Origin of the sequence: Pseudomonas sp. FYR_7 (assembly GCF_043106155.1) — a bacterium.
Classification (GTDB): domain Bacteria; phylum Pseudomonadota; class Gammaproteobacteria; order Pseudomonadales; family Pseudomonadaceae; genus Aquipseudomonas; species Aquipseudomonas parafulva_B.
The window spans coordinates 83355-108832 of record NZ_JBICMI010000006.1 but is presented as its reverse complement, the minus strand read 5'-3'; the positions used below and the strand labels follow the sequence as shown (position 1 = coordinate 108832).

Genomic DNA, 25478 nt, shown 5'->3' with positions numbered 1-25478 from the left:
GTGTTCAAGCAGCCTTGTGTGTGCTCAGCCTTGTGTGTGCTCAGCCTTGTGTGGGAGCGGCCTCGCGCCGCGATGGGGCGCGAAGCGGCCCCAGGATTTCAGCGTCGCCGCTAACGTTGCCGGGGCCGCTTTGCGGCCCATCGCGGCGCAAGGGCCGCTCCCACAGGAGGGCTGCATTGGATCTGCAGGCTTGAGGACCATGAGGGACAACTGCCTTGCTCACCCCCTCAAAGCGTCCGCAGACTGTCAGCCGTGCTGTGCCCCCTCGAACCAAGCCAGCTTCTCGCGCAGTTGCACCACCTCGCCCACGATCACCAAGGTAGGCGCATGCACTTCATGGCGTGCAACCAGCGCTGGCAAATCTGCCAAGGTACCGGTGAACACACGCTGGTTGCGCGTTGTGCCTTGTTGGATCAACGCGGCCGGCGTGCTCGCTGCCCGCCCGTGGCGGATGAGTTCTTCGCAGATGGTCGGCAAGCCGACCAGGCCCATGTAGAACACCAGCGTCTGGGCAGGCGCGACCAAGTCGTCCCAAGGCAGGTTGCTGCTACCGTCCTTCAAGTGCCCGGTGACAAAGCGCACCGACTGGGCGTGATCGCGGTGGGTCAGCGGGATGCCGCCGTAAGCGGCACAACCGCTGGCAGCGGTGATACCCGGCACCACCTGGAACGGGATGTTGTGCTCGGCCAGCTCCTCGATCTCCTCGCCGCCACGGCCGAAGATGAACGGGTCACCACCCTTCAGGCGCAGCACGCGCTTGCCTTGCTGGGCAAGGTCCACCAATAGCCGGTTGATCTGATCCTGGGGAACGGCGTGCTCTGCACGACGCTTGCCGACATAAATGCGCTCGGCATCCCGACGGCACATGTCGATGATCGCAGGCGCTACCAGGCGGTCGTACAGCACCACATCGGCCTGCTGCATCAACCGCAGCGCGCGAAACGTCAGCAGGTCCGGGTCTCCCGGGCCAGCACCGACCAGGTAGACTTCGCCGCCCTGCTGCACCGGCGCGCCATCGACCATCGCCTGCAGCAACCGCTCGGCCTCTGCGCCCTGCCCGGCCAGTTGGCGTTCGGCAATCGGCCCCTGGAAGACGGTTTCCCAGAAACCCCGGCGCTGGTTTACATCCGGGTACAACGACTTGACCGTGTGCCGGAAACGCGCCGCCAACCCGGCCAACTCACCGTAGGCAGCAGGGATCCAGGCTTCGAGCTTGGCTCGGATCAAGCGTGCCAGGACCGGTGCATCGCCCCCGCTGGACACCGCGATCACCAAAGGCGAGCGGTCGACGATGGCCGGAAAGATGACCGTGCACAAAGCCGGCGCATCGACCACGTTGACCGGCAGGCTCAAGGCCTGGGCATCGGCCGATACCTGGGCATTGAGCCCAGGATCGTCCGTGGCGGCGATCACCAGCCGGCAACCTGTAAGGTCACCCGGCTGGTAACCGCGCACCAGCACCTGGCCACCGCCTTCACGCGCCATGCTGGCCAGCTGGCCATCGATTTCTGGCGCCACCACACGCAGCGCGGCGCCAGCATCGGCCAGCAGACGCGCCTTGCGCAACGCGATCTCGCCACCACCAACCACCAGCACCAAGGCGCCCTGCAGTTTGTGGAACAGCGGCAGGTAGTCCATTTAGCGGATCACCTCAACGCCACCCATATAGGGCTTGAGCACTTCGGGCACCCGGATCGAGCCGTCGGCCTGCTGGTAGTTTTCCAGCACCGCGACCAACGTGCGGCCCACGGCCAAACCGGAACCGTTGAGGGTGTGCACCAGTTCCGGCTTGCCGGTTTCCGGGTTGCGCCAGCGCGCTTGCATGCGGCGGGCCTGGAAGTCGCCGCAGTTGGAGCACGAGCTGATCTCGCGGTATTTGTCCTGGCTGGGCACCCACACTTCCAGGTCAAAGGTCTTGACGGCGCTAAAGCCCATGTCACCGGTGCACAGTGCCAACACGCGGTACGGCAACTCGAGCAGCTGCAGCACACGCTCGGCATTGGCCGTCAGGCCTTCGAGCGCTTCCATCGACTTGCCGGGCTCCACCACCTGCACCATCTCGACCTTGTCGAACTGGTGCTGGCGGATCATGCCGCGCGTGTCTCGGCCCGAAGCACCGGCTTCACTGCGAAAGCACGGCGTGTGCGCCACGAACTTGAGCGGCAGTTGCTTGGCGTCGAGAATTTCCCCAGCCACCAGGTTGGTCAGCGACACCTCGGCGGTCGGGATCAGGTAGAAGTCCGCCTCGCCTTCGCGGGTGATCTTGAACAAGTCTTCCTCGAACTTGGGCAACTGGCCAGTGCCCTGGAGGGCTGGCGCCTGCACCAGGTACGGGGTGTAGTGCTCTTCGTAGCCATGCTCACCGGTGTGCAGGTTGATCATGAACTGCGCCAGTGCGCGGTGCAGCCGTGCGATCGGGCCGCGGAGTACGGCAAAACGCGCGCCAGACAGCTTGGCCGCCGCTTCGAAGTCCAGGCCACCGCTGATTTCGCCCAGAGCAACGTGGTCTTTGATCTCGAAGTCGAACGCCCTGGGCGTGCCCCAGCGACGCACTTCGACGTTCTCGTCTTCGCTGGCACCGACCGGCACACTGGGATCGGGCAGGTTGGGAATGGTCAGCACGATGCTGTCCAGTTCTGCCTGGATACCGTCCAGCTCGGTTTTGCCGGCGGCCAGCTCATTGGCCATGCGCTCCACATCCGCCATCAGCGGGGCAATGTCCTCGCCCTTGGCCTTGGCCTGGCCGATGGATTTGGAACGGGCATTACGCTCGGCCTGCAGTTGCTCGGTACGGGTCTGCACCGCCTTGCGACGCTCTTCCAGTGATTCGATGCGCGCGACATCCAGGCTGAAGCCACGGGAGGCCAGGCGATCCGCCACTTCCTGAAGTTGGCCGCGTAACAGTTTGGAATCGAGCATATCGTTCTCTCGTTATGTGTAGGTGTTGGTCAGAATCGAGTGAGGGACAATCCCGCCCAGGTCGCGAGCAGCCCGCCCACGACACTGATGGCCGAATAGCCCAACGCCAGAGGCACCTGCCCGCTTTCCAGCAAGCGTACGGTGTCCAGCGAAAAAGAGGAAAACGTGGTCAGGCCGCCCAGAAACCCCACGATCAAACCAGCCCGCAACTCGGCCGGGACCATGGGTTTGTGCAGAAACAGGCCATACAGCAGGCCGATCAACAGGCAGCCCACCAGGTTGACGGCAAGCGTACCTACATAGAAGTGCCGCGGCCAGTGGGCGACCACCCAATTGCCTGCGGCAAAGCGCAACAGGGTACCGGCGATACCGCCGGCACTGACGGCGGCGATCAGCGTGATCATGGCTTTCTCCGCTGTCGCGGGCTACTGCGATCAAGATCGGCCAAGTGCCGGAGTTTTTCGCCAATCTTGAGCTCGAGCCCGCGCGGCACGGGTTGGTAATACTGGCGTGGCTCCAGCGCTTCGGGAAAGTAGTCTTCACCGGCCGCGTAGGCATCCGGTTCGTCGTGGGCATAGCGATACTCATCGCCGTAACCCAGCTGTTTCATGAGTTTGGTTGGCGCATTGCGCAGGTGCAGCGGCACCTCCAGCGAACCATGCTCGGCCGCCTCGCGCAGGGCAGTCTTGAAACCGACGTAAACGGCGTTGCTCTTCGGGGCGCAGGCAATGTAGGTGATGGCCTGTGCCACTGCCAGCTCACCTTCAGGGCTGCCCAGCCGCTCCTGCACGTCCCAGGCAGCCAGGCACAGGCTCAGGGCGCGGGGGTCGGCGTTACCGATGTCTTCGCTGGCCATGCGCACCACCCGGCGCGCAATGTAGAGGGGGTCGCAGCCGCCATCGAGCATGCGCGCAAACCAGTAGAGCGCCGCGTCAGGGTCCGAACCCCGTACGGATTTATGCAACGCCGATATCTGGTCATAGAATGCTTCCCCGCCCTTGTCGAACCGGCGACGACTGTCTCCCAGCAGGCTTTGCAGCAGATCGACGTCGATCTCACTGCCGTCCTCGGCCAGGTCAGCAGCATTTTCCAGGAGGTTGAGCATGCGCCTTCCGTCACCATCGGCGGCAGCCCTGAGCATGTCGAAGGCCTTGTCGCCAACGCGCAAGTGACGTTTGCCTAGCCCCCGCTCCTCGGTGAGGGCGCGGTCTACAAGCTTGCGCAGCGCAGGCTCATCCAGGCTCTTGAGCACGTAGACACGCGCCCGTGACAACAGCGCGTTGTTCAGTTCGAAGGACGGGTTTTCGGTGGTAGCCCCGATGAACAGCAAGGTGCCGTCTTCCACGAAAGGCAGGAAGGCATCCTGCTGAGACTTGTTGAAACGGTGCACTTCGTCGACGAACAGGATGGTACGACGCCCGTACTGGCCGGCCTGCTGCTTGGCCACTTCCACCGCCTGGCGGATTTCCTTCACGCCCGCCAGTACCGCCGACACCGTTTCGAAATGCGCATCGCAAAATTGCGCCAGCAGCCGCGCCAGGGTCGTCTTGCCAACCCCCGGCGGGCCCCAGAAGATCATGGAGTGCAGTGCACCCTGCTCCAGTGCTTCACGCAGCGGTTTACCGCGGGCAAGCAGGTGCTCCTGGCCGACATACTCGTCCAGGTTGGACGGGCGCAGACGGGCGGCCAGGGGCTGGGCGACAGGTTCGCTTCGAAACAGGTCCATGACAGGCTCTGGTTACTCCTTGATGACGTCTGCACCTTTGGGGATGTCGAACTTGAAGGTACTGTCCGCCACCGCCTGATTGGCCTTGACGCCATTGAACAGGATGTTGGTACGCTGGCCAACGCTGTCGATCAGCTGCATGTCATTGATCAGCCCCTTGCGGAACGATACACGCAGCGAGTCGAACAGGGTGTCCTTGGTCTTGGGCTTGAGGGTAAAGTCCATCACATCGCCCTGCTGACGGGAGACGATATCGAAGCTCTGGCTGATCTTCGAGACATCACCGGAAAGCAGCAGCGCCGGCGTCTGGTTCAGGCGCACGTCGAGTTTCTTGACGGTAGCCTGCTCGAGGTCCGGGTCCCACAGGGTGACGTTCTTGCCGTCCGATACCACCACCTGCTCCTGGGGCGCATTGGTGTGCCAGTAGAACAGGCCTGGGCGCTTGACCGTCATCTTGCCAGACGTTTCCTGCAGGCTGGTGCCGCCTGCATCCAGGGTCAGCTGGGAGAAATTGGCTTCGATGGTCTGCGACTTTTCCAGCAACTGGGTCAGGCGCTGGACATCCTGCTCGCCGGCGAACGCCGAGACCGGGCCCAGGGCAAGGGCCGAAACCAACAGCATGCGAATAGCGCGCATGGGAATCCTCATTGAGCGTTGAATGGGCCGAGCACCACCGTTGGCGCCCGGCAGGGTGATATCAATCGCGTGGGCCGCCTGGAGCAATCACTTCCCGCGAGCCGTTGCTGTTCATCGGAGTGACCACGCCGGCCATCTCCATGGCTTCGATCATGCGGGCCGCCCGGTTGTAGCCGATCTTGAGCTTGCGCTGCACGGCGGAAATGGACGCGCGGCGGCTCTCGAGCACGAACTGTACAGCTTCGTCGTACAGGGCATCGCTTTCGGAATCGTCGCCATCACCACCGCCACTGCCACCTTCGAAGCCGCTGCCGGCTTCTTCAACACCGTTGAGGATGTCGTCGTTGTAGTCAGGGGCACCGCGCTGCTTCCACGCCTCGACCACACGGTGCACTTCATCATCGGACACGAATGCGCCGTGGACACGGATCGGCAGGCTGGTGCCAGGCGGCATGTACAGCATGTCACCGTGGCCCAGCAGCTGCTCGGCACCGCCCTGGTCGATGATGGTACGCGAGTCGATCTTGCTCGACACCTGGAACGCCATGCGCGTCGGGATGTTGGCCTTGATCAGGCCGGTGATCACATCCACCGACGGTCGCTGGGTCGCCAGGATCAAGTGGATACCGGCAGCCCGCGCTTTCTGCGCGATGCGCGCGATCAGTTCCTCGACCTTCTTGCCGACGATCATCATCATGTCAGCGAATTCGTCCACCACCACCACGATGGTCGGCAGCGTCTTCAAGGCAGGCGGTTCATCCTCCATGCTTTCGCGGCGATACAGCGGGTCGTGGATGATTTCGCCGGCTTCCTGGGCATCCTTGACCTTGCGGTTGAAGCCCGCCAGGTTGCGCACGCCCATGGCGGCCATCAGTTTGTAGCGCCGCTCCATTTCCGCCACGCTCCAGCGCAGGGCATTGGCCGCGTCCTTCATGTCGGTGACCACGGGGCACAACAAGTGCGGAATGCCTTCGTAGATCGACAATTCGAGCATTTTCGGGTCGATCATGATCAGCCGTGCATCTTCGGGGCTGGATTTGAACAGGATCGACAGGATCATCGCGTTCACGCCCACCGACTTACCCGAGCCGGTCGTACCCGCCACCAGCAAGTGCGGCATCTTCGCAAGGTCGGTGATGACCGGTTTGCCGCCGATATCGTGGCCCAGGGCCAGGGTAACCGGCGACTTCTGTTCGTCGTACTGCGGGGTGGCAAGTACTTCGGAGAAGCGCACCATCTGGCGATTTTCGTTGGGAATCTCGATACCCACAGTGGTCTTGCCCGGGATCACCTCGACCACCCGCACACTGGTCACGGCGAGCGACCGCGCCAGGTCCTTGGCAAGGTTGGCGATGCGGCTCACCTTCACCCCGGCGGCCGGTTGGATTTCGTACCGGGTAATCACAGGCCCTGGATGAATGGAGTCCACCGCTACCTCGACACCAAACTCCTTGAGCTTGATTTCCAGCAGTTGACCAACACCAGCCAAGGACTCGGGGGAATACTCGATCTTTTTCTGTTCAGCCGGGTCCAGGATGGAAATCGGCGGCAAGGTGCCTTCCACTGCGCTGTCGATGAATTGCGGCGCCGGGGTTTCTCTGGCGATGCGCTTGACTGGCTCGGGCGCCTTGGCAGCCGAGGGTGGCACGATGTTGGAGATCAGGGCCGGCGCGGCCGCTGGCGCGGGCGCCGAAGGCCGGGCCGGTGCCGGTTCGCGTGTGATCACAGGTTCGCGCTGCACCACCCCTTGCTCACGCGCAACCGGGTCACGCATCGTCACAGGCTCACCGCCCAGGGTCGGTTCGCGCGGCTCGGGCTGAGCAGGCGCAGGCTCGCGCTTGAACAAGCGTTCGCGCAGTGCAGGCTTGGCCGGCTCACGGGGTTCGGGCGCCACAGGCTTGGCCTTGATGACGGGCTCGTCCTCGCGCAGCTGCGCTTCCAGGCGCTTGCGTTCGTTACGCGCCTCCCACCAGCGCGAGGCCGCGCCCTGCACCAGTTCCAGCAGATCCAGCGTGATCTTGCCGGTCATGTCCATCACCTTGAACCACGACAGGTCGGTGAACACCGTCAGCCCGAACAGGAACAGGGCGATGAACATCAGGGTGCTGCCCTGCACGTTCAGGAAGTTGCGAGCCAGGTCGCCCAGGCTTTCGCCTAGGGCGCCGCCGGCTGAGAACGGGATGCTTGCCGGAGGATGGAAGTGGATATGGGCCAGCGCGGCCCCGGACAACACCAGGAATATCAGGCCTATCAACCGCCAGGAGAACAACCAGCCGCTCCAGTCCCAGGGCTGATGGCGCTGGCGGAAAATCTGCCAGGTCTTGATCGCCAGCAGCAACGGGAAGATGTAGGCGAAGTAGCCCAGCACCATGAACAGGATATCGGCGAAATAGGCGCCGGCTCGCCCGGCGGCATTCTGCACCTGGTCGACGGTGGCGGTGTGGCTGAAGGCCGGGTCCGAGGTGTCGTAGGTCAGCAGCGCCATCCACAGGTACAGGCACAGGGCGCCGACAGCGATCAGCGCACCCTCCTTGAGACGGTAGTGCAGCTGCTGCCGCCACAGGGGCACGGGCAAGGGAGCTGGGGTTGCGGTGGATTTCTTCAAAACGCGTCTATTCCTGCGCGTGGTGCGCGTCCAATAGTGATCGGCCAGGGCCGAAGCCAACGGATCACTACTTTTAACATTACTGCCCGCCAGCCGCCATGGCGGCACGCCGTCTGGGGATCTGGCCGGGGGCGACTTTCCAATAGCTGCAATTTGAGCACGCATTGTCTTCTGTGACAAAGGCTTATGCTGTGTTTTTGCACAGGTGTGACAGCAAATGTCGCCGATGGTGCCGGCCGTAGCTGTAATGTGTCCGAAATTGTCCAGATCACTGCGAGACACTGCCTACACCGGCCCTGCCCATGGCCCGCAGTTCCGCACAAGCCACTCGATCACTGGCGCAGCGCTCAATCGCGACCTTGAAGTAATTGACCCCATTTGCCCATCGCGCCATGCTGGCCACCCCCCTCCCCTACCGCATGACCGACCATGTTGACCTGGCTGAAACGCGATTCCTTGACTTTCCCTGCGCTGGACCGCGCCTTGCAAGAGCCCAACGGCCTGCTCGCCGCAGGCGGCGACCTGACGCCCGAGCGGCTTGTCCAGGCTTACCGTCACGGCTGCTTTCCGTGGTACCAGGATGGCCAGCCGATCCTGTGGTGGTCGCCTGACCCGCGCACCGTGCTGGCGCCTGCTCGATTGCATGTGTCGCGTTCGTTGGCCAAATGGATGCGCCAAGGCCGCTACCAGGTCAGCTTCGACACCGACTTCGCCGCAGTCATCGCAGCCTGCGCGGCGCCGCGCGATTACACCAACGGCACCTGGATCACCGACCCCATGCGCATGGCCTACTGTGAACTGCACGCACGCGGTATTGCCCATTCGGTCGAAGTTCGCCAGGACGGTGAGCTAGTGGGCGGCCTGTATGGCCTGGCCATGGGGCAGCTGTTTTTCGGGGAATCCATGTTCAGCCGCGCGGACAATGCCTCGAAGGTTGGCTTCGTGACGCTGGTCCGGCACCTGGAAGCAGCCGGCTTCGTGCTGATCGACTGCCAGATGCAGACCGATCACCTGCAGAGCCTGGGCGCCCATGCCATCAGTCGGCGTGAATTCGCAGGCTATCTGGCACGCTACCTCGATCAGCCCAACACCGCCACCTGGGTTTGCTAGGCGCGTTTTCCACACCTGGCTTACACTTAGGCAAAGTCTCACCGAAGGGGTTGACCATGACAGAGCTGGCGCGGTTGAAGTTCTATGCCACTCAACCCCACACCTGCAGCTATCTGCCCGACGAGCAGGCCACCACGTTGTTCCTGGATCCCAGCCAGCCAATGGACGTTAACGTGTATGCCGACCTTTCGGAGATGGGGTTTCGCCGCAGTGGCGATCACCTTTATCGCCCTCATTGCCAGAACTGCAACGCGTGCGTGCCTGCGCGCATACCGCCGGCACGGTTTGTGCCCAGCCGTCAGCAGCGTCGAATTCTCAAGCGCAACGCCGATGTAACGGTGACCGCTGCACGTCCCGCCTTCAAGGAAGAGTATTTCGATCTGTACCGGCGCTACATCGAGGCGCGTCACGCTGACGGGGACATGTATCCACCCAGCCGCGATCAGTTTTCCACGTTTCTGGTTCGCCAATTACCGTTTTGCTGGTTCTACGAATTTCGCGCCAGCGGCCGGCTGCTGGCAGTCGCCGTCTGCGACCTGCTGCCCAATGGCCTGTCTGCCGTGTACACCTTCTACGAGCCTGATGAAGAGCGCCGCAGTCTGGGCCGGTTTGCCATCCTCTGGCAGATTGGCGAGGCGTTGCGACTCGATCTGGACGGCGTTTATCTCGGCTACTGGATCAAGAACTGCAAGAAAATGAACTACAAGACGCAGTATCGGCCTATCGAGTTGTTGATAAACCAGCGTTGGGTTGCCCTCAACTGAAAGCATTGGCTTGACACACAGTTTTCGGGCATAATCCACGCCACTTTTTTGCCCGGTGCGGTTATGCGTCGGGCCAACACTGGATCCGAGGGCTCTACTGCATGTCGAAAGAAGACAGCTTCGAAATGGAAGGCACTGTCGTCGACACCCTGCCCAACACCATGTTCCGCGTGGAGTTGGAAAACGGGCACGTCGTAACCGCGCACATCTCCGGAAAGATGCGCAAGAACTACATCCGTATTCTCACTGGCGACAAGGTTCGCGTCGAACTGACGCCGTATGACCTGAGCAAGGGCCGCATCACGTACCGTGCGCGCTAAGCTCCAGCCATGAAAAAGCCCGGCATGTGCCGGGCTTTTTTGTGCCTGTGTGGATAAGGAAGGGGCCGCATGCGGCCCCTGAGGCTTAGGCCACCTCGGCAGTGGTCTCGTAGTCGAAGACCAGTTCGCCATCGCGCAGGTCCACGTGCACCACACCACCGTGCTCGGCCAATTCGCCGAACAAAATCTCCTCGGCCAAGGGCCGCTTGATCTTGTCCTGAATCAGTCGACCCATCGGCCGCGCCCCCATCTGCACGTCGTAGCCCGACGCCGCCAGCCAGCCACGCGCCGCGTCGCTGACCTCCAGAAGCACGCGCTTGTCCTCAAGTTGCGCCTGCAGCTCGATGAGGAACTTGTCAACGATACTCTTGATGGTCTCGGTGCTCAGGCGGCCGAACTGGATGATGGTATCCAGGCGGTTGCGGAACTCCGGTGTGAAGCTCTTGCGGATGACTTCCATGGCATCGGACGCATGGTCCTGGTGGGTAAAGCCGATGGACGCCCGCGCAGCGGTTTCAGCACCCGCGTTGGTGGTCATGATCAGGATCACGTTGCGGAAGTCCGCCTTGCGCCCGTTGTTGTCGGTCAGGGTACCGTGGTCCATGACCTGCAGCAGCAGGTTGAAGACTTCCGGGTGGGCCTTCTCGATCTCATCGAGCAGCAACACGCAGTGCGGCTGCTTGGTGATGGCCTCGGTCAACAGACCGCCCTGGTCGAACCCGACGTAGCCAGGTGGCGCACCGATCAGGCGCGACACGGTGTGACGCTCCATGTACTCGGACATGTCGAATCGCACCAACTCGACCCCCAGCGCCTTGGCCAACTGACGCGCTGCCTCGGTCTTGCCCACGCCGGTAGGGCCGGCAAACAGGAACGAACCCACAGGCTTGTCAGGCGACTTGAGCCCTGCACGCGACAGCTTGATGGCGGTCGCAAGCGAATCGATGGCTGCGTCCTGACCGAACACGGTCAACTTCAGATCCCGCTCCAGGTTACGCAGCAACTCCTTGTCGGAACTGGTGACATGCTTGGGTGGAATACGGGCGATCTTGGCGACGATGTCCTCGACCTGAGGGACGTCGATCCGCTTCACGCGATTGGCCTCAGGCTGCAGGCGCTGGTAGGCGCCAGCTTCGTCGATGACGTCGATGGCCTTGTCGGGCATGTGCCGGTCATTGATGTAGCGCGAGGCCAGCTCCGCCGCTGCACGCAGCGCTTCGTCGCTGTACTCGATGTTGTGGTGGCTTTCGAAACGCCCTTTCAGGCCGCGCAGGATACCAACGGTGTCCTCCACGGAAGGCTCGCTCACATCGACCTTCTGGAAGCGCCGCGCCAGAGCCCGGTCCTTCTCGAAAATCCCGCGGAATTCCTGGAACGTCGTGGAACCAATGCAGCGAATTTCGCCCGACGACAACAACGGCTTGAGCAGGTTGGAGGCATCCATGACGCCGCCAGACGCTGCGCCGGCACCAATGATGGTATGGATTTCGTCGATAAACAGGATTGCCTGTGGCCGCTTGCGCAGTTCACCGAGCAGCGCCTTGAAGCGCTTCTCGAAGTCGCCGCGGTATTTGGTACCGGCCAGCAAAGCACCCAGGTCAAGGGAGTAGACCACGCTCTGGGCCAGCAGATCAGGCACCTGACCATCGACGATGCGCTTGGCCAGGCCCTCGGCAATGGCAGTTTTGCCCACGCCGGCCTCACCTACCAGCAGGGGATTGTTCTTGCGGCGACGGGCCAGGATCTGGGCCACGCGCTCGACTTCCTGTTCGCGCCCAACCAACGGGTCGATACGCCCGGCGCGGGCCAACTCGTTGAGGTTGCTGGCGTAGGCGTCCAGTGGATTGCTCGAAGAGGTGGTTTCACCGCCCTCATCGTCCGGCATTTCCTGGTCGCTGTCCGAATGCGGCCCATGGCCGGGCACCTTGGAGATGCCGTGGGCAATGTAGTTGACCACATCGATGCGGGCCACGCTCTGCTGCTTGAGCAGGAACACGGCTTGGCTTTCCTGTTCGCTGAAGATCGCCACCAGCACATTGGCACCGGTGACCTCGCGCTTGCCGGAGCTTTGCACATGGAACACCGCACGCTGCAGCACGCGCTGGAAACCCAGGGTAGGCTGCGTCTCGCGGTCTTCGTCGCTGACGGGAATCAAAGGGGTCGTAGAATCGATGAACTCTTGCAGGTCATGCTTGAGCTTGTCGAGATTGGCGCCACAGGCGCGCAGAACGGTCGCGGCAGCCTCATTGTCAAGGAGCGCCAGCAGCAGATGCTCGACCGTCATGAACTCATGACGCTTCGAACGGGCCTCCTTGAAGGCAAGATTGAGGGTGACTTCGAGCTCGCGGTTTAACATAGCTTCACCTCATACCCAAGTGGTCGGCGATTAACCGTCCTTCTCGATTTCACAGAGTAGCGGATGCTGGCTTTCCCTGGCGTATTGGTTGACCTGCATGGCCTTCGTTTCGGCGATGTCGCGGGTAAACAATCCGCATACTGCCCGCCCCTCGGTATGGACGGTCAGCATGATCTTGGTCGCCAGCTCGCGGTTCAGATTGAAAAACGTTTCGAGCACTTCGACGACGAAATCCATCGGCGTGTAGTCATCGTTGAACAAAACCACCTTGTACATAGGTGGCGCCTGCAGGATCGGCTTGGCTTCCTGAACCGCCAGACCAGCGCCATCGTCCTCGTTGGATTGAGGGCGATCCTGATTGAATGTTAGTCGAATCTGGCTGTGTGCATGCATGGAAAGAATTTCATCACATCGACAGGATAAGGTTATGGGTTGACCCTGCAGCAAGCGGTACGGCCTGGCCGCTGCATGACCTTGACTATCGGCAAAACGGTGTTACAACCAATAGGAACACACCGTGGTCAAGAAAGATCCGCGCAGTCAACCCGATTTTTTCCGAAGGTTCGTATGCGGATGACGTGGATGATACTCCAGTGATGGAGTCCTTGCAGAGGGACATAGGGATGGCAAGCGGTAAAGTCAAGTGGTTCAACAACGCCAAAGGGTATGGATTCGTGGTCGAGGACGGCAAGAGCGAAGACCTCTTTGCCCATTTTTCCGCGATCCAGATGGATGGCTACAAGACACTCAAGGCCGGGCAGTCCGTTCAGTTCGATGTCATCCAGGGCCCGAAGGGACTGCATGCTGTCAACATCCGTACCGAGGAAGCCGTGCAGGCGCTGTCACGTGACGCGACGCCGGTAGCCAGCACTGTGGGTGCGTGACGCCCGTATTTCCATCCTCGGAGGATCGTACGCACGATGATCACCAGCGTGCGGCGTATCTGTACGCATGAAGTTACAACTTCTTCATCCAGACTATCCTTAGCGCCTGCACGGGCTGTGATGCAGCTCCGTGCGACAACCGGTCACATTGTCGCTACGTCTTTGGTCTTATAAATGGGCCGATATCACTCAGTCTTGATGATTAGGCTGATTGGTTTGATATACTGCCCCGCGACCGCAGGGTCACCGGGGCGATCCCTAGGAAAATGCGGACCGTCCCAGGCCATCTCAGGCCACTAAGCCCGGGTTGTTACCGCAGCTCGGCACTTGACGCTCGACTGATGCATCCACCATCACAGCTCGCAGCCTCTCGACTTTCCGCCCATGGCGCTGCCAGGGCGGTGCGCCTACCCGGTGCACCACGAGACTCGAGCACGCTCAGCACACAGAGAGTTAGCCCGCATGCCCACCCGTTCCAAGATCATCTATACCTTCACCGACGAAGCTCCCGCCCTCGCCACCTACTCGCTGCTGCCGATCATCGAAGCCTTCACCGCTTGCGCTGACATTGCCGTCGAAACCCGCGACATCTCCCTGGCAGGCCGTATTCTTGCAGCCTTCCCGGAGCAACTCGGCGCAGAGAAACAGGTAGGCGATCACCTGGCGGAACTGGGCCAGCTGGCCACCACCCCTGAAGCCAACATCATCAAGCTGCCTAACATCAGCGCCTCGGTCCCGCAGCTCAAGGCTGCGATCAAGGAGCTGCAAGGCAAGGGCTTCAACATCCCGGACTACGCCGACGAACCGGCTACCGCCGAGGAAAAGGAATCGCGCGCCCGCTACGACCGCATCAAGGGTTCGGCCGTGAACCCGGTCCTGCGCGAAGGCAACTCCGACCGCCGCGCACCGCTGTCGGTGAAGAACTACGCACGCAAGCACCCTCACAAGATGGGCGCCTGGGCGGCCGACTCCAAGTCGCACGTGGCTCACATGAGCCAGGGCGACTTCTACGGCAGCGAGAAGGCTGCACTGATCGAGGCTGACGACAGCCTGCGCATCGAGCTGGTCGGCGCCGACGGCACCACCACCGTTCTGAAAGAAAAAACTGCCGTCAAGGCAGCTGAGATCATCGACTGCGCCACCATGAGCCGCAAGGCCCTCAAGGCCTTCGTCGCCGAGCAGATCGCCGACGCCAAGGCATCGGGCGTGCTGCTGTCGGTGCACCTGAAAGCGACCATGATGAAGGTTTCCGACCCGATCATGTTCGGCGTCATCGTCGAAGAATTCTATAACGATGTACTGGCCAAGCACGCTGCCGCCCTGGCCGACGTAGGCTTCAATGCCAACAACGGCATCGGCGACCTGTACGCCCGCATCAAGGACTTGCCAGCCGAGAAGCAGGCCGAAATCGAAGCGGACATCCAGGCCCTGTACGCCGAGCGCCCTGCACTGGCGATGGTCAACTCCGATAAAGGCATCACCAACCTGCACGTGCCAAGCGACGTGATCGTCGACGCCTCGATGCCGGCCATGATCCGTGATTCGGGCAAGATGTGGAACAGCGCAGGCGAGCTGCAGGACGCCAAGGCGATCATCCCTGACCGCTGCTACGCTGGCATCTACCAGGCCACCATCGAAGACTGCAAGGCCAATGGCGCCTTCGACCCGACCACCATGGGCAGCGTGCCGAACGTTGGCCTGATGGCGCAGAAAGCCGAGGAATACGGCTCCCACGACAAGACCTTCCAGATCAAGACCGATGGCGTGGTGCGCGTTGTCGACACCAAGGGCAACCTGGTGCTGGAACAGCAGGTCGAAGCGGGCGACATCTTCCGCATGTGCCAGGTCAAGGATGCGCCGATCCAGGATTGGGTCAAGCTGGCTGTCAACCGCGCCCGCCTGAGCGATACCCCGGCCGTGTTCTGGCTGGACCCGGCTCGCGCCCACGACAGCGCCATGATCGAGAAGGTGCAGACCTACCTCAAGGACCACGACACGTCCGGCCTTGATATCCGCATCATGTCCCCGGTCGAGGCCATCAAGTTCTCCCTGGCTCGCATCCGCGAAGGCAAGGACACCATCTCGGTGACCGGCAACGTGCTGCGCGACTACCTCACCGACCTGTTCCCGATCATGGAACTGGGCACAAGCGCCAAGATGCTGTCGATCGTACCGCTGATGAATGGTGGCGGTCTGTTCGAAACCGGCGCTGGCGGCTCGGCACCCAAGCACGTGCAGCAGTTGGTGGAAGAGAACTTCCTGCGCTGGGACTCGCTGGGTGAATTCCTGGCCCTGGCCGCATCCCTGGAGCACCTGGGCAACACCTACGACAACCCACGCGCCAAGGTGCTGGCCCAGACCCTGGATCAGGCGACCGGCAAGTTCCTGGACACCAACAAGTCGCCTTCGCGCAAGGTCGGCGGCATCGACAACCGCGGCAGCCATTTCTACCTGACCCTGTACTGGGCACAAGCACTGGCAGCCCAGGACGACGATGCGGCCCTGAAAGCTCGCTTCGCTCCGCTGGCCAAGGCCTTGAGCGACAACGAAGAAAAAATCGTTGCCGAACTCAACGCTGTCCAGGGCAAGCCAGTGGACATCGGTGGCTACTACGCCCCTGACGCCGACCTGACTGCCAAGGTCATGCGCCCAAGCCAGACCCTGAACAGCGCCATCGCTGCCCTGTAAGGCTCGCTTGACGTAACCCACGAACCCCGGCCACGCACCGGGGTTCGTGCTTTCTGGGCCGCAGAACGGCCAACTCGCTCACCCTGGAGCATTGCATGACCTGGCACCCCCATATCACCGTCGCCACCGTTGTCGAAGACAACGGCAGGTTTCTGTTTGTCGAAGAGTTCAAGGCCGGGAAACATGTTTTCAACCAGCCTGCCGGTCACCTGGAACCCAATGAAACCCTGGCCCAGGCGGCGCTGCGTGAAACCTTGGAAGAAACGGCCTGGGAAGTCGAGCTGACCGGACTGGTTGGCATCTACCTGTATACGGCCCCGAGCAACGGCGTGACCTACCAGCGCATCTGCTTTGCCGCCCGCCCGGTCCGTCATCGGGTCGACAGCCCCCTGGACAGCGATATCGAGCGCGCCTTGTGGCTGACGCGTGACGAGCTGCTCGCCGACCCCGCGCGCTGGCGCAGTGAACTGGTGCCACGCTGCCTTGACGACTACCTGCAAGGCCCGCTGCACAGCCTCGACCTGCTGCGCGACTGACGCGCCGCTGCGGGTTTGGTAGTATCGGCGTTTTTCCTCTTGATCTACATCGGTAACCATGACCAGCCCAGCACTCAAAGACCCCGCCAAGACCCGCGTCATCGTCGGCATGTCCGGCGGCGTGGACTCTTCCGTCTCCGCCCTTCTGCTCATGGAGCAGGGCTACCAGGTGGAAGGGCTGTTCATGAAGAACTGGGAAGAGGACGACGGCACCGAATACTGCACGGCCCGTGAAGACTTGGCAGATGCCCAGGCTGTTTGCGACCGCATCGGCATCACCCTGCACACCGCCAATTTCGCGGCCGAGTACTGGGACAACGTGTTCGAGCACTTCCTTGAGGAATACAAGGCCGGCCGCACCCCGAACCCCGACATCCTCTGCAACCGCGAGATCAAGTTCAAGGCCTTCCTGGACTACGCCCTGTCCCTGGGCGCCGACCTGATCGCCACCGGTCACTATGTGCGCCGCCGCGACACGGGCGAGCTGACCCAATTACTCAAAGGCCTGGACCCGAACAAGGACCAGAGCTATTTCCTGCATGCCGTGGGCGGCAAGGAAATCGCCCGCACCTTGTTCCCGGTGGGTGAGTTGGAAAAACCCGAGGTGCGCGCCATTGCCGAGAAACACGGCCTGGCCACAGCCAAGAAGAAAGACTCCACCGGCATCTGCTTCATCGGTGAGCGGCGTTTCAGCGACTTCCTCAAGCAGTACCTGCCGGCCCAACCCGGCGACATCGAAACCACCGACGGTGACGTGATCGGTCGCCATCATGGCCTCATGTACCACACCATTGGCCAGCGCCAGGGCCTGGGTATCGGCGGTCTGAAGGATGCCGGGGACGAGCCTTGGTATGTACTGCACAAGGACCTGACCCGCAATGTGCTCGTGGTCGGCCAAGGCAATGAACACCCTTGGTTGTTCTCCCGCGCCCTGCTGGCTTCCGAAATCTTCTGGGTGAACCCGGTCGACCTCGACAGCCCACGCCAGCTCACTGCCAAGGTTCGCTACCGACAACACGACCAGCAGTGCACCCTTCACCGCACGGCCACTGGTTATCGGGCCGTGTTCGATGAGCCGCAGCGCGCCGTCACGCCTGGCCAGTCGGTGGTGTTCTATGACGGCGAGGTCTGCCTGGGCGGCGGTGTGATCGAAGCAGCCGAGCCCTGGAGCCCACGCTCGTGAACCGCGTGCAGGAACAGTTGATCGCGCTGGGTGGCGTGTTCCAGGCGGCCGTGCTGGTGGACCGCATCGCCCGTACCGGGCAGGCCAGCGAAGCCGATATCGGCTGCATGCTGGGCAGCCTGCTGGTGCGCGACCCCAAGGATACGCTGGAGGTATTCGGTGGCGACGACCTGAACTTGCGCGACGGTTACCGCGCACTGGTCGGGGCGCTGGAGCGCGACCCCAGCAGCCTGCAGCGCGAGCCTTTGCGTTATGCCTTGTCAATGCTGGGCCTGGAGCGGCAGTTGAACAAGCGCGGCGACCTGCTCGAGACCATCGGCAACCGCCTGCCGCAGATCCAGTCCCAGGCCGATCACTTCGGCCTGGTGCACGAGAACGTCATTGCGTCGAGCGGCGCGCTGTACCAGGACACCTTGAGCACCTTGCGTCAGCGCATCCAGGTGCACGGCGACATGCGCTTCCTGCAACAGCCCAACAACGCCTCCAAGATCCGTGCGTTGCTCCTGGCCGGTATCCGCGCTGCACGGCTATGGCGTCAGCTGGGCGGGCACCGCTGGCAATTGGTGTTCAGCCGGCGCAAATTGCTCAAAGAGCTTTACGACATGATGCGCACAGCGCCCTGAGACCCGCCCACCTACCCAGGCGCGCAGACCCGAACCTTTTTGGCTGACCACATCCCTGGTAGGAGGGGCCTTGTGCCCCAATGGGCTGCACGGCAGCCCCGGCGCGCGCTCACAGAGATCAGTCATGGCGTTTTCCCCGCTACCGAATCGGTGCAGCGCCCGCTCAGCAAACCGAGCAGATTCAAGCAACCTTTGGTCAGCCCCCCGACTCCAGCGCATTTTTCATGTATGATATGCGCCCTCCAAAAGCCTGACTGTCCGAGAACACCCCATGCAGCTTTCTTCGCTCACTGCGGTTTCCCCTGTAGACGGCCGTTACGCCGGCAAAACCCAGGCCTTGCGCCCCATCTTCAGCGAATTCGGCCTGATCCGTTTCCGCGCCCTGGTCGAAGTGCGCTGGTTGCAGCGCCTGGCCGCCCACCCGCAGATCAGCGAAGTGCCGGCGTTCTCCGCCGAAGCCACCGCGCTGCTGGACAACCTGGCCACCGATTTCAAGCTCGAGCACGCCGAGCGAGTCAAGGAAATCGAGCGCACCACCAACCACGACGTCAAGGCGATCGAATACCTCCTCAAGGAGCAGGCCGCTCAGCTGCCTGAGCTGGCCAAGGTCAGCGAATTCATCCACTTCGCCTGCACCAGCGAGGACATCAACAACCTGTCCCACGCCCTGATGCTGCGCGCCGGCCGTGACGAGGTGCTGTTGCCGCTGATGCGCCAGATCGCCGACGCCATTCGCGCCCTGGCCCATGCCCACGCCGACGTGCCGATGCTCTCGCGCACCCATGGCCAGCCTGCCTCCCCGACTACCCTCGGCAAGGAGCTGGCCAACGTCGTGTACCGCCTGGAACGCCAGATCGCCCAGGTCGCTGCCGTGCCGCTGCTGGGCAAGATCAACGGCGCCGTGGGCAACTACAACGCCCATCTGTCGGCCTACTCGCAGATCGACTGGGAGCAGAACGCCCGCGCCTTCATCGAAGACGAGCTGGGCTTGCAGTTCAACCCCTACACCACCCAGATCGAGCCGCACGACTACATCGCCGAGCTGTTCGACGCCATCGCGCGCTTCAACACCATCCTCATCGATTTCGATCGGGACGTGTGGGGCTACATTTCGCTGGGCTACTTCAAGCAGAAGACCGTTGCCGGCGAAATCGGCTCTTCGACCATGCCGCACAAGGTCAACCCCATCGACTTCGAAAACTCCGAAGGTAACCTGGGCATCGCCAACGCCCTGTTCCAGCACCTGGCCAGCAAGCTGCCGGTTTCGCGCTGGCAGCGTGACCTGACCGACTCCACCGTGCTGCGCAACCTGGGCGTGGGCTTTGCCCATAGCGTCATCGCGTATGAAGCCAGCCTCAAAGGCATCGGCAAGCTCGAAGTGAACCATGCCCGCATCGCGGCCGACCTGGATGCCTGCTGGGAAGTGCTGGCCGAGCCGATCCAAACCGTCATGCGTCGCTTCAACATCGAGAACCCCTACGAGAAGCTCAAAGAGCTGACCCGCGGTAAAGGCATCACGCCAGACGCCCTGCTCAGCTTCATCGATGGGCTGGACATGCCCGCCGAAGCCAAGGCCGAACTCAAGCAACTCACCCCCGCTACTTACATCGGTAACGCGGCAGCGCAGGCAAAACGCGTCTAACGCGCGCTCTGCGCCCAACGCCCGGCCTGGCCGGGCGTTTTTATTCCCGTCTGAAAATTACGTTTTTTCAATAGGTTGAAGATGAATCCTGATACTCCACTGCAGCTGCTGGGCGGCATTACGGCCCGTGAATTCATGCGCGACTACTGGCAGAAAAAGCCGCTGCTGGTGCGCCAGGCCTTCCCCGATTTCATCAGCCCGATCGATCCGGACGAGCTGGCTGGCCTGGCGCTGGAGGATGAAGTCGAGTCCCGTATCGTGCTCGAGCACGGCGCGCACCCGTGGGAGATGCGCCGCGGCCCGTTCAACGAGGACACGTTTGCCGAGCTGCCAGAACAGGACTGGACGCTGCTGGTACAAGCCGTAGACCAGTTCGTACCGGAAGTTGCAGAGCTGCTGGAGAACTTCCGCTTCCTGCCCAGCTGGCGCATCGACGACGTCATGATCAGCTTCGCAGCCCCCGGCGGCAGCGTTGGTCCGCACTTCGACAACTACGACGTGTTCCTGCTGCAAGGCCATGGGCAGCGCAACTGGAAGATCGGGCAGATGTGCGACAGTGACAGCGCCCTGCTCGAACACAGCGACCTGCGCATCCTGGCCGATTTCAAGCAAAGCGGCGAGTGGACCCTGGAGCCTGGCGACATGCTGTACCTGCCGCCGCGCCTGGCTCACTACGGGGTTGCCGTGGACGAATGCCTGACCTACTCGGTCGGTTTCCGCGCACCGAGCGCCGCCGAGGTGCTCACCCACTTCACCGACTTCCTCGGCCAGTTTCTGCCGGACGAAGAGCGCTACAGCGACGCCGATGCACAGCCGGTCAGCGACCCTCACCAGATCCAGCATGATGCCCTGGACCGCCTCAAGGCCCTGCTGGACAAGCACATGGGGGACAAGGATTTGCTGTTGACCTGGTTTGGCCAGTTCATGACCGAGCCGCGTTATCCGGAGCAGATCGTTGGCGAAGAATTGTCCGAGCAGGAACTGCTCAACGCCTTGCAGCAGGGCGCCATCCTGATTCGCAACCCGAGCGCCCGTATGGCCTGGTCCGAGTTCGAGAGCGATTTGTTGCTGTTCGCCAGCGGACGTAGCTGCCCGCTGCCTGGAAAGCTGCGCGACCTGCTCAAGCTGGTATGTGCTGCCGACGCCTTGCATATCGAGAATCTCGGCCAGTGGTTGCAGGATGAAGATGCAGTGATGCTGATCCAGCAGTTGGTCAAGCAAGGCAGCCTGGGTTTCGCCGATGAATAAGATTCGGGTGCGCTTGGCCGATTGGGTCAAGGACAACGCCGACATTCGCCGCATCCGTGAGGCGGTGTTCGTCGCCGAGCAGCACATCCCGGTCGAACTGGAGTTCGACTCCGAAGACCAGGATGCCTTGCATTTCCTGGCTCTGGAGGGCGACTACCCGATCGGCACCGCGCGCTTGCTCGCCGATGGCACCATCGGCCGAATCTCGGTGCTCAAGGATTGGCGTGGCTTGAAAGTGGGCGACGCGCTGGTCAATGCCGTCATCACCGAAGCGCAAGGCCGTGACCTCAAGCCGCAACGGCTAAGCGCGCAGGTGCACGCCACACCGTTCTATGAGCGGCTGGGCTTCAAAGTGGTCAGCGAGGAGTTTCTCGAAGCCGGCATCCCTCACGTAGACATGGTGCGCGAGTCGCACTTGCCTTCGTGAAACGTGCCAGGCCTGCGTGCCTCTGAACCACGGCGTGCTGGGGTGATTGCCGCTCTTGTCCATACGGGAGCGGCTCGAGCCCACGTGCCCAGGTGTCCCGGTCAGAAGCTGCTTGCCGGCCGCAGGCTGACCGGTAGCCGTATTCAATCACGCTGATATCGCGCCAATCCTGTGCCGGCTCTTATCGACCGGCACATCCGGATACGCCTTGCACTGTACATCCATCCACATAAAACTTGCCTACTTCGTTGCGCACCCGCATCCTAGCGCTCATATCCATCGATGAAGCGTCAGTGGCCATGCGGCTGTTTCTGTGTGAAAAACCCTCCCAGGCAAAAGACATCGCCAAAGTGCTCGGCGCCAATCGCAAAGGCGATGGCTGTTGGCAAGGCACCGACGTGTGCGTGACCTGGTGCATTGGCCATCTGCTGGAAACGGCCCCACCCGACAGCTATGACGAGCGCTACAAGCGCTGGACCCTGGCCGACCTGCCGATCATCCCGCAACAGTGGAAGATGCTGGTCAAGCCCAAGACCGCCAGCCAGTACAAGGCGGTCAAGCGTTTATTGGGCGAAGCCCGCGAGTTGGTCATCGCAACCGATGCCGACCGCGAAGGCGAAATGATTGCCCGCGAGTTGGTCGAACACTGTCGCTACCGTGGCCCGGTACAACGCCTCTGGTTGTCCGCGCTCGATGATGCGTCGATTCGCAAGGCGCTGGCCCGCCTGCTGCCGGGGCAGGAAACCTTCAACCTTTACCACTCGGCGCTGGGCCGTTCACGTGCCGACTGGCTGATCGGGATGAACATGAGCCGGCTGTTCACGCTGCTGGGGCGTCAGTCCGGCTACCAGGGCGTACTCCCGGTGGGTCGTGTGCAAACGCCGACCCTGCGCCTGGTAGTGGACCGAGACCGCAGCATCGCACAGTTCGTACCCGTGCCCTTCTGGGCCATCGATGTCCGTCTAAGCCACGCCGACCAGGCGTTCATGGCCCAGTGGCGGGCGCCGGAGGATGCCTGCGACGACCAGGGTCGCTGCCTGAACCAGGCATTGGCGCAGCAAGCAGCTGCCGCCATCGAGCAGGCCGGTGTCGCCCAGACCGTTAAAATTACAACGGAACGTGTACGCGAAGCCGCACCCCTGCCCTTTGACCTCGGTACCCTGCAAGAGCTGTGCTCGAAAAAGTTCGGCCTGGGCGCTCAGGAAACCCTGGATATCGCCCAGGCGCTCTACGAGACCCACAAGCTGATCACCTACCCGCGCAGCGACTGCGGTTACCTGCCGCTGAGCCAGCACGGGGAAGCGCCGGCCATTCTGGCGGCGCTGCAGCGGGCCGATGCCAGCCTGGCCCCCTTGCAACCTCATCTTGAGCCCCAGCGCCGTTCACGTGCCTGGAACGATACCAAGGTCAGTGCCCACCACGGCATCATACCGACGGTCGCCGCCAGCGACCCAGGGCGCCTGCCAGCCAAGCACAAGTCGGTGTACACCCTGATCCGTGCGCGTTACCTGGCACAGTTTCTACCCCACCATGAATACGACCGCACCCAGGCAGACTTCGACTGCGCAGGCCACGCCTTGCGCGCCGTGGGTAAACAGATCGTCGAGCCAGGCTGGCGTCGCGCCTTGCCAGAAGCGTTGACGCCAGCCAAGGGCCGCGAAGCCGCCCCGCCCCAGGTACTTCCAACGTTGCGCGAAGGCCAAGCCTGCGCGGTCCAGGATGTCCAGCTCAAAGACCTGTGGACCCAACCACCCAAGCCCTTCACCGAAGGTGACCTGATCAAGGCCATGAAGAACGTGGCCAAGCTGGTGGACGACCCTCGGCTTAAGCAAAAGCTCAAGGAAACCACTGGGATCGGTACCGAGGCCACCCGTGCCAGCATCATCCAGGGCCTGCTGGACCGAGGTTACCTGGTCAAAAGTGGCAAGGCGCTGGCAGCAACGCCTGCCGCTTTCAGCCTGATCGACGCCGTACCCCGCGCCATCGCCGACCCCGGCACCACTGCCATCTGGGAGCAGGCACTGGACATGGTGCAAAGCGGCGACATGAGCCTGGAAGAATTCGTGGCCCGGCAATCGGCCTGGATGGGCAAGCTGGTAGAACGTTGCCGCGGTCTGCGCATGACCATTACTGGGCCGGCGGCGGGCGCTGCCCCGCCCTGGAAGAAAAAGCGCAGAAGCAGCGGTAAGGCCCGATCGACGTCAGGTAAGGCAGCAGGCGTCAAAAGTGGCGCAAGTAAAGCCAGGCAACCGAGGAAGAAGCCCACATGAACCTGTGGGTGCAGGCCATAGCGGGCGGATTGGGCGGCATCTGCTAGATTTCCCTGGACCTGTTCCACTGTGGAGTCGCCCATGAGCCTGGACTCGGAACGCACGCCTGCGCAAACGAGCTTCCCGAATGTACTCGCTGAAGTTCGCACCTTTCGTGCCCGGTATCCCGACGTGCGCCATGTCGACCTGATCAGCCTCGACATCCCAGGCCATTTCTATGGCAAGCGCTACCCGATCGACATGCTTGAGAAGGTCGCCGCCGGTAGCCCGCTCAAACTGCCCCAGAACGCGGTGCTGCTCGGCACCCAGGGTGGCCTGTTCCAGATCGGCGACTACTGCTTCAACGACGGCGACCCTGACGCCCTGCGCCGGCTGGTGCCCGGCACATTGAAGCCCGTCACATGGGAAGCGCAGCCCTTGGGGCAGATGCTGATCAGCAGCGACGCAACGCCAGCGCCCATCGCGTTCGAGCCTCGTGAGGTGCTGGCGCGTGTTCTGCAACGCCTGGCACGCCGCGGGATTCATCCGGTCGTGGCGTTCGAGCTGGAGTTCTATCTGTTCGACCGCGCGCTCAAAGCGGGCCTGCCGCAGTTTCCTCGCGACCCGCTGAGCGCCGATGAGGACGACCAGCCCAACTTGCACATTGAGCGCTTGAGCCGCTTCGCAGACGTACTGCATGACATGGTTGCCACAGCCAACGTGCAGGGCGTGGATGCCAACGTCATCACCGCCGAGCTGGGGCCAGGCCAGTTCGAGATCAATTTCGGACACTGCAATGACGGGCTGCAAGCGGCGGACTGGGCGGCGTTGTTCAGCCGTAGTACGCGCGGTGTCGCGCGCAAGCACGGCCACCGCGCCTCGTTCATGAGCAAACCCTACCTGCATGCGCCCGGCAGTGGCATGCATGTGCATGTCAGCCTGTATGACGAGGGAGGCAACAACCTGCTGGCCGCTGATGGTCAGCGTCCGCTGCGCCATGCAGTAGCCGGATGCCTGTCTCTGCTGCCCTATTGCATGCCAATCTTCGCCGCCAACCACAATGCATTTCGCCGTTACGGCGCCATGGTCAACGCCGCCAGCCGGGCCAGCTGGGGGTACGAAGACCGCGATGCCTGTATTCGCATCCCCGAATCCGATGCCCGCAACTTGCGCATCGAACATCGTCTGGCCGGCGCCGATGCCAACCCCTACCTGGTGCTGGCCGCCATCCTGTGCGGCCTGGAGCAGGGCCTTGACGCCGCGCAGGAACCCATCGCACCGTTGAACGACGACCGCACCAGCGGCATCGACTTTCCCAAGGACATGCTCAGCGCAGTGACGGCCATGCAGCACGCGCCTGCGGTGATCGAAGGCTTGGGGGCCGAATTCGTTAAGGTGTACTGCGAAAACAAGCGCCAGGACCACCTGGCGTTCATGCATGAGATCAGTGCTCGCGAGTACCGCTGGTTCCTGTGATCACGACCGTATCGTGCTGGCGCGGGTACCTCGATCAACACCCGCGTTGGCACTTGCACGGTAGGGGTATTAACATGTCCCGCTTA

At 62.3% G+C, this 25478-nt stretch carries 21 protein-coding genes; 13 read left to right on the top strand and 8 right to left on the bottom strand.

The window, feature by feature from the left end; genetic code table 11:
• Window positions 1-246: 246 nt before the first annotated feature.
• The 6 genes from cysG to ACF8R3_RS00580 all read right to left on the bottom strand — a co-directional run bounded on the left by cysG (window position 247) and on the right by ACF8R3_RS00580 (window position 7934).
• Window positions 247-1638 carry a siroheme synthase CysG gene (gene cysG, locus ACF8R3_RS00605; RefSeq protein WP_028686533.1) on the bottom strand — a complete coding sequence of 464 codons (1392 nt, stop codon included), beginning with the start codon at window positions 1636-1638 and terminating at the stop codon, window positions 247-249.
• Complete coding sequence (gene serS, locus ACF8R3_RS00600) at window positions 1639-2919, bottom strand: serine--tRNA ligase (protein WP_392514590.1); 1281 nt, start codon at window positions 2917-2919, stop codon at window positions 1639-1641.
• 29 nt (window positions 2920-2948) lie between these two features.
• Entirely contained in the window at window positions 2949-3323 is a 375-nt protein-coding gene (gene crcB, locus ACF8R3_RS00595) for a fluoride efflux transporter CrcB (RefSeq protein WP_196132549.1), read from the bottom strand.
• Complete coding sequence (locus ACF8R3_RS00590; RefSeq protein WP_058637922.1) at window positions 3320-4645, bottom strand: replication-associated recombination protein A; 1326 nt, start codon at window positions 4643-4645, stop codon at window positions 3320-3322. The genes crcB and ACF8R3_RS00590 overlap by 4 nt, the downstream gene beginning before the upstream one ends.
• 12 nt (window positions 4646-4657) lie before the next feature.
• Entirely contained in the window at window positions 4658-5281 is a 624-nt protein-coding gene (gene lolA / locus ACF8R3_RS00585) for an outer membrane lipoprotein chaperone LolA (protein WP_058603462.1), read from the bottom strand.
• 61 nt (window positions 5282-5342) lie between these two features.
• Window positions 5343-7934: a DNA translocase FtsK gene (locus ACF8R3_RS00580; protein ID WP_392514598.1), complete on the bottom strand. Its 2592-nt coding sequence runs from the start codon at window positions 7932-7934 to the stop codon at window positions 5343-5345.
• A 381-nt stretch (window positions 7935-8315) separates the two neighbouring features.
• Here ACF8R3_RS00580 and aat point away from each other — a divergent pair, with 381 nt between their 5' ends.
• The 3 genes from aat (at window position 8316) to infA (ending at window position 10080) form a co-directional block, all read left to right on the top strand.
• On the top strand, window positions 8316-8996 hold the full coding sequence (gene aat / locus ACF8R3_RS00575; RefSeq protein ID WP_078478344.1) for a leucyl/phenylalanyl-tRNA--protein transferase: 681 nt from the start codon (window positions 8316-8318) through the stop codon (window positions 8994-8996).
• 56 nt (window positions 8997-9052) lie between these two features.
• The gene (locus ACF8R3_RS00570; protein WP_058603464.1) at window positions 9053-9760 is read left to right on the top strand and encodes an arginyltransferase; all 708 of its coding nucleotides are present in this window, start codon (window positions 9053-9055) and stop codon (window positions 9758-9760) included.
• A gap of 101 nt (window positions 9761-9861) precedes the next feature.
• Window positions 9862-10080: a translation initiation factor IF-1 gene (gene infA, locus ACF8R3_RS00565; protein ID WP_002553999.1), complete on the top strand. Its 219-nt coding sequence runs from the start codon at window positions 9862-9864 to the stop codon at window positions 10078-10080.
• A gap of 85 nt (window positions 10081-10165) precedes the next feature.
• On the opposite strand, the gene clpA is transcribed toward infA, so the two are convergent.
• Together clpA and clpS are read right to left on the bottom strand one after the other, a co-directional pair.
• Window positions 10166-12436, bottom strand: a complete 2271-nt coding sequence (gene clpA / locus ACF8R3_RS00560) for an ATP-dependent Clp protease ATP-binding subunit ClpA (RefSeq protein ID WP_058637924.1) — start codon at window positions 12434-12436, stop codon at window positions 10166-10168.
• Between the two features lie 30 nt (window positions 12437-12466).
• Window positions 12467-12829: an ATP-dependent Clp protease adapter ClpS gene (gene clpS / locus ACF8R3_RS00555; protein WP_023534830.1), complete on the bottom strand. Its 363-nt coding sequence runs from the start codon at window positions 12827-12829 to the stop codon at window positions 12467-12469.
• Window positions 12830-13059: 230 nt separating this feature from the next.
• On the opposite strand from clpS, the gene cspD reads away from it, so the two are divergent.
• The 10 genes from cspD (at window position 13060) to ACF8R3_RS00505 (ending at window position 25392) form a co-directional block, all read left to right on the top strand.
• A complete protein-coding gene (gene cspD, locus ACF8R3_RS00550; RefSeq protein ID WP_145254748.1) occupies window positions 13060-13320 on the top strand; it encodes a cold shock domain-containing protein CspD in 261 nt (86 codons plus the stop codon).
• Between the two features lie 462 nt (window positions 13321-13782).
• Window positions 13783-16008, top strand: a complete 2226-nt coding sequence (locus tag ACF8R3_RS00545; RefSeq protein WP_392514589.1) for an NADP-dependent isocitrate dehydrogenase — start codon at window positions 13783-13785, stop codon at window positions 16006-16008.
• A 95-nt stretch (window positions 16009-16103) separates the two neighbouring features.
• Window positions 16104-16544 carry an NUDIX hydrolase gene (locus ACF8R3_RS00540; RefSeq protein ID WP_058603468.1) on the top strand — a complete coding sequence of 147 codons (441 nt, stop codon included), beginning with the start codon at window positions 16104-16106 and terminating at the stop codon, window positions 16542-16544.
• A gap of 58 nt (window positions 16545-16602) precedes the next feature.
• Complete coding sequence (gene mnmA, locus ACF8R3_RS00535; protein ID WP_058603469.1) at window positions 16603-17727, top strand: tRNA 2-thiouridine(34) synthase MnmA; 1125 nt, start codon at window positions 16603-16605, stop codon at window positions 17725-17727.
• Complete coding sequence (gene hflD / locus ACF8R3_RS00530) at window positions 17724-18350, top strand: high frequency lysogenization protein HflD (RefSeq protein WP_058637928.1); 627 nt, start codon at window positions 17724-17726, stop codon at window positions 18348-18350. Before mnmA ends, hflD begins: the two co-directional genes overlap by 4 nt.
• A gap of 271 nt (window positions 18351-18621) precedes the next feature.
• Window positions 18622-19992 (top strand): adenylosuccinate lyase, encoded by a 1371-nt coding sequence (gene purB, locus ACF8R3_RS00525; protein ID WP_058637929.1) that lies wholly within the window; start codon window positions 18622-18624, stop codon window positions 19990-19992.
• Window positions 19993-20073: 81 nt separating this feature from the next.
• Window positions 20074-21240, top strand: a complete 1167-nt coding sequence (locus ACF8R3_RS00520; RefSeq protein ID WP_058637930.1) for a cupin domain-containing protein — start codon at window positions 20074-20076, stop codon at window positions 21238-21240.
• The gene (locus ACF8R3_RS00515) at window positions 21233-21667 is read left to right on the top strand and encodes a GNAT family N-acetyltransferase (RefSeq protein ID WP_058603472.1); all 435 of its coding nucleotides are present in this window, start codon (window positions 21233-21235) and stop codon (window positions 21665-21667) included. The genes ACF8R3_RS00520 and ACF8R3_RS00515 overlap by 8 nt, the downstream gene beginning before the upstream one ends.
• Before the next feature lie 299 nt (window positions 21668-21966).
• Window positions 21967-23937, top strand: a complete 1971-nt coding sequence (locus ACF8R3_RS00510) for a DNA topoisomerase III (protein ID WP_392514587.1) — start codon at window positions 21967-21969, stop codon at window positions 23935-23937.
• 81 nt (window positions 23938-24018) lie between these two features.
• Window positions 24019-25392, top strand: a complete 1374-nt coding sequence (locus ACF8R3_RS00505; RefSeq protein WP_392514586.1) for a glutamine synthetase family protein — start codon at window positions 24019-24021, stop codon at window positions 25390-25392.
• The last annotated feature ends 86 nt before the right edge of the window (window positions 25393-25478 follow it).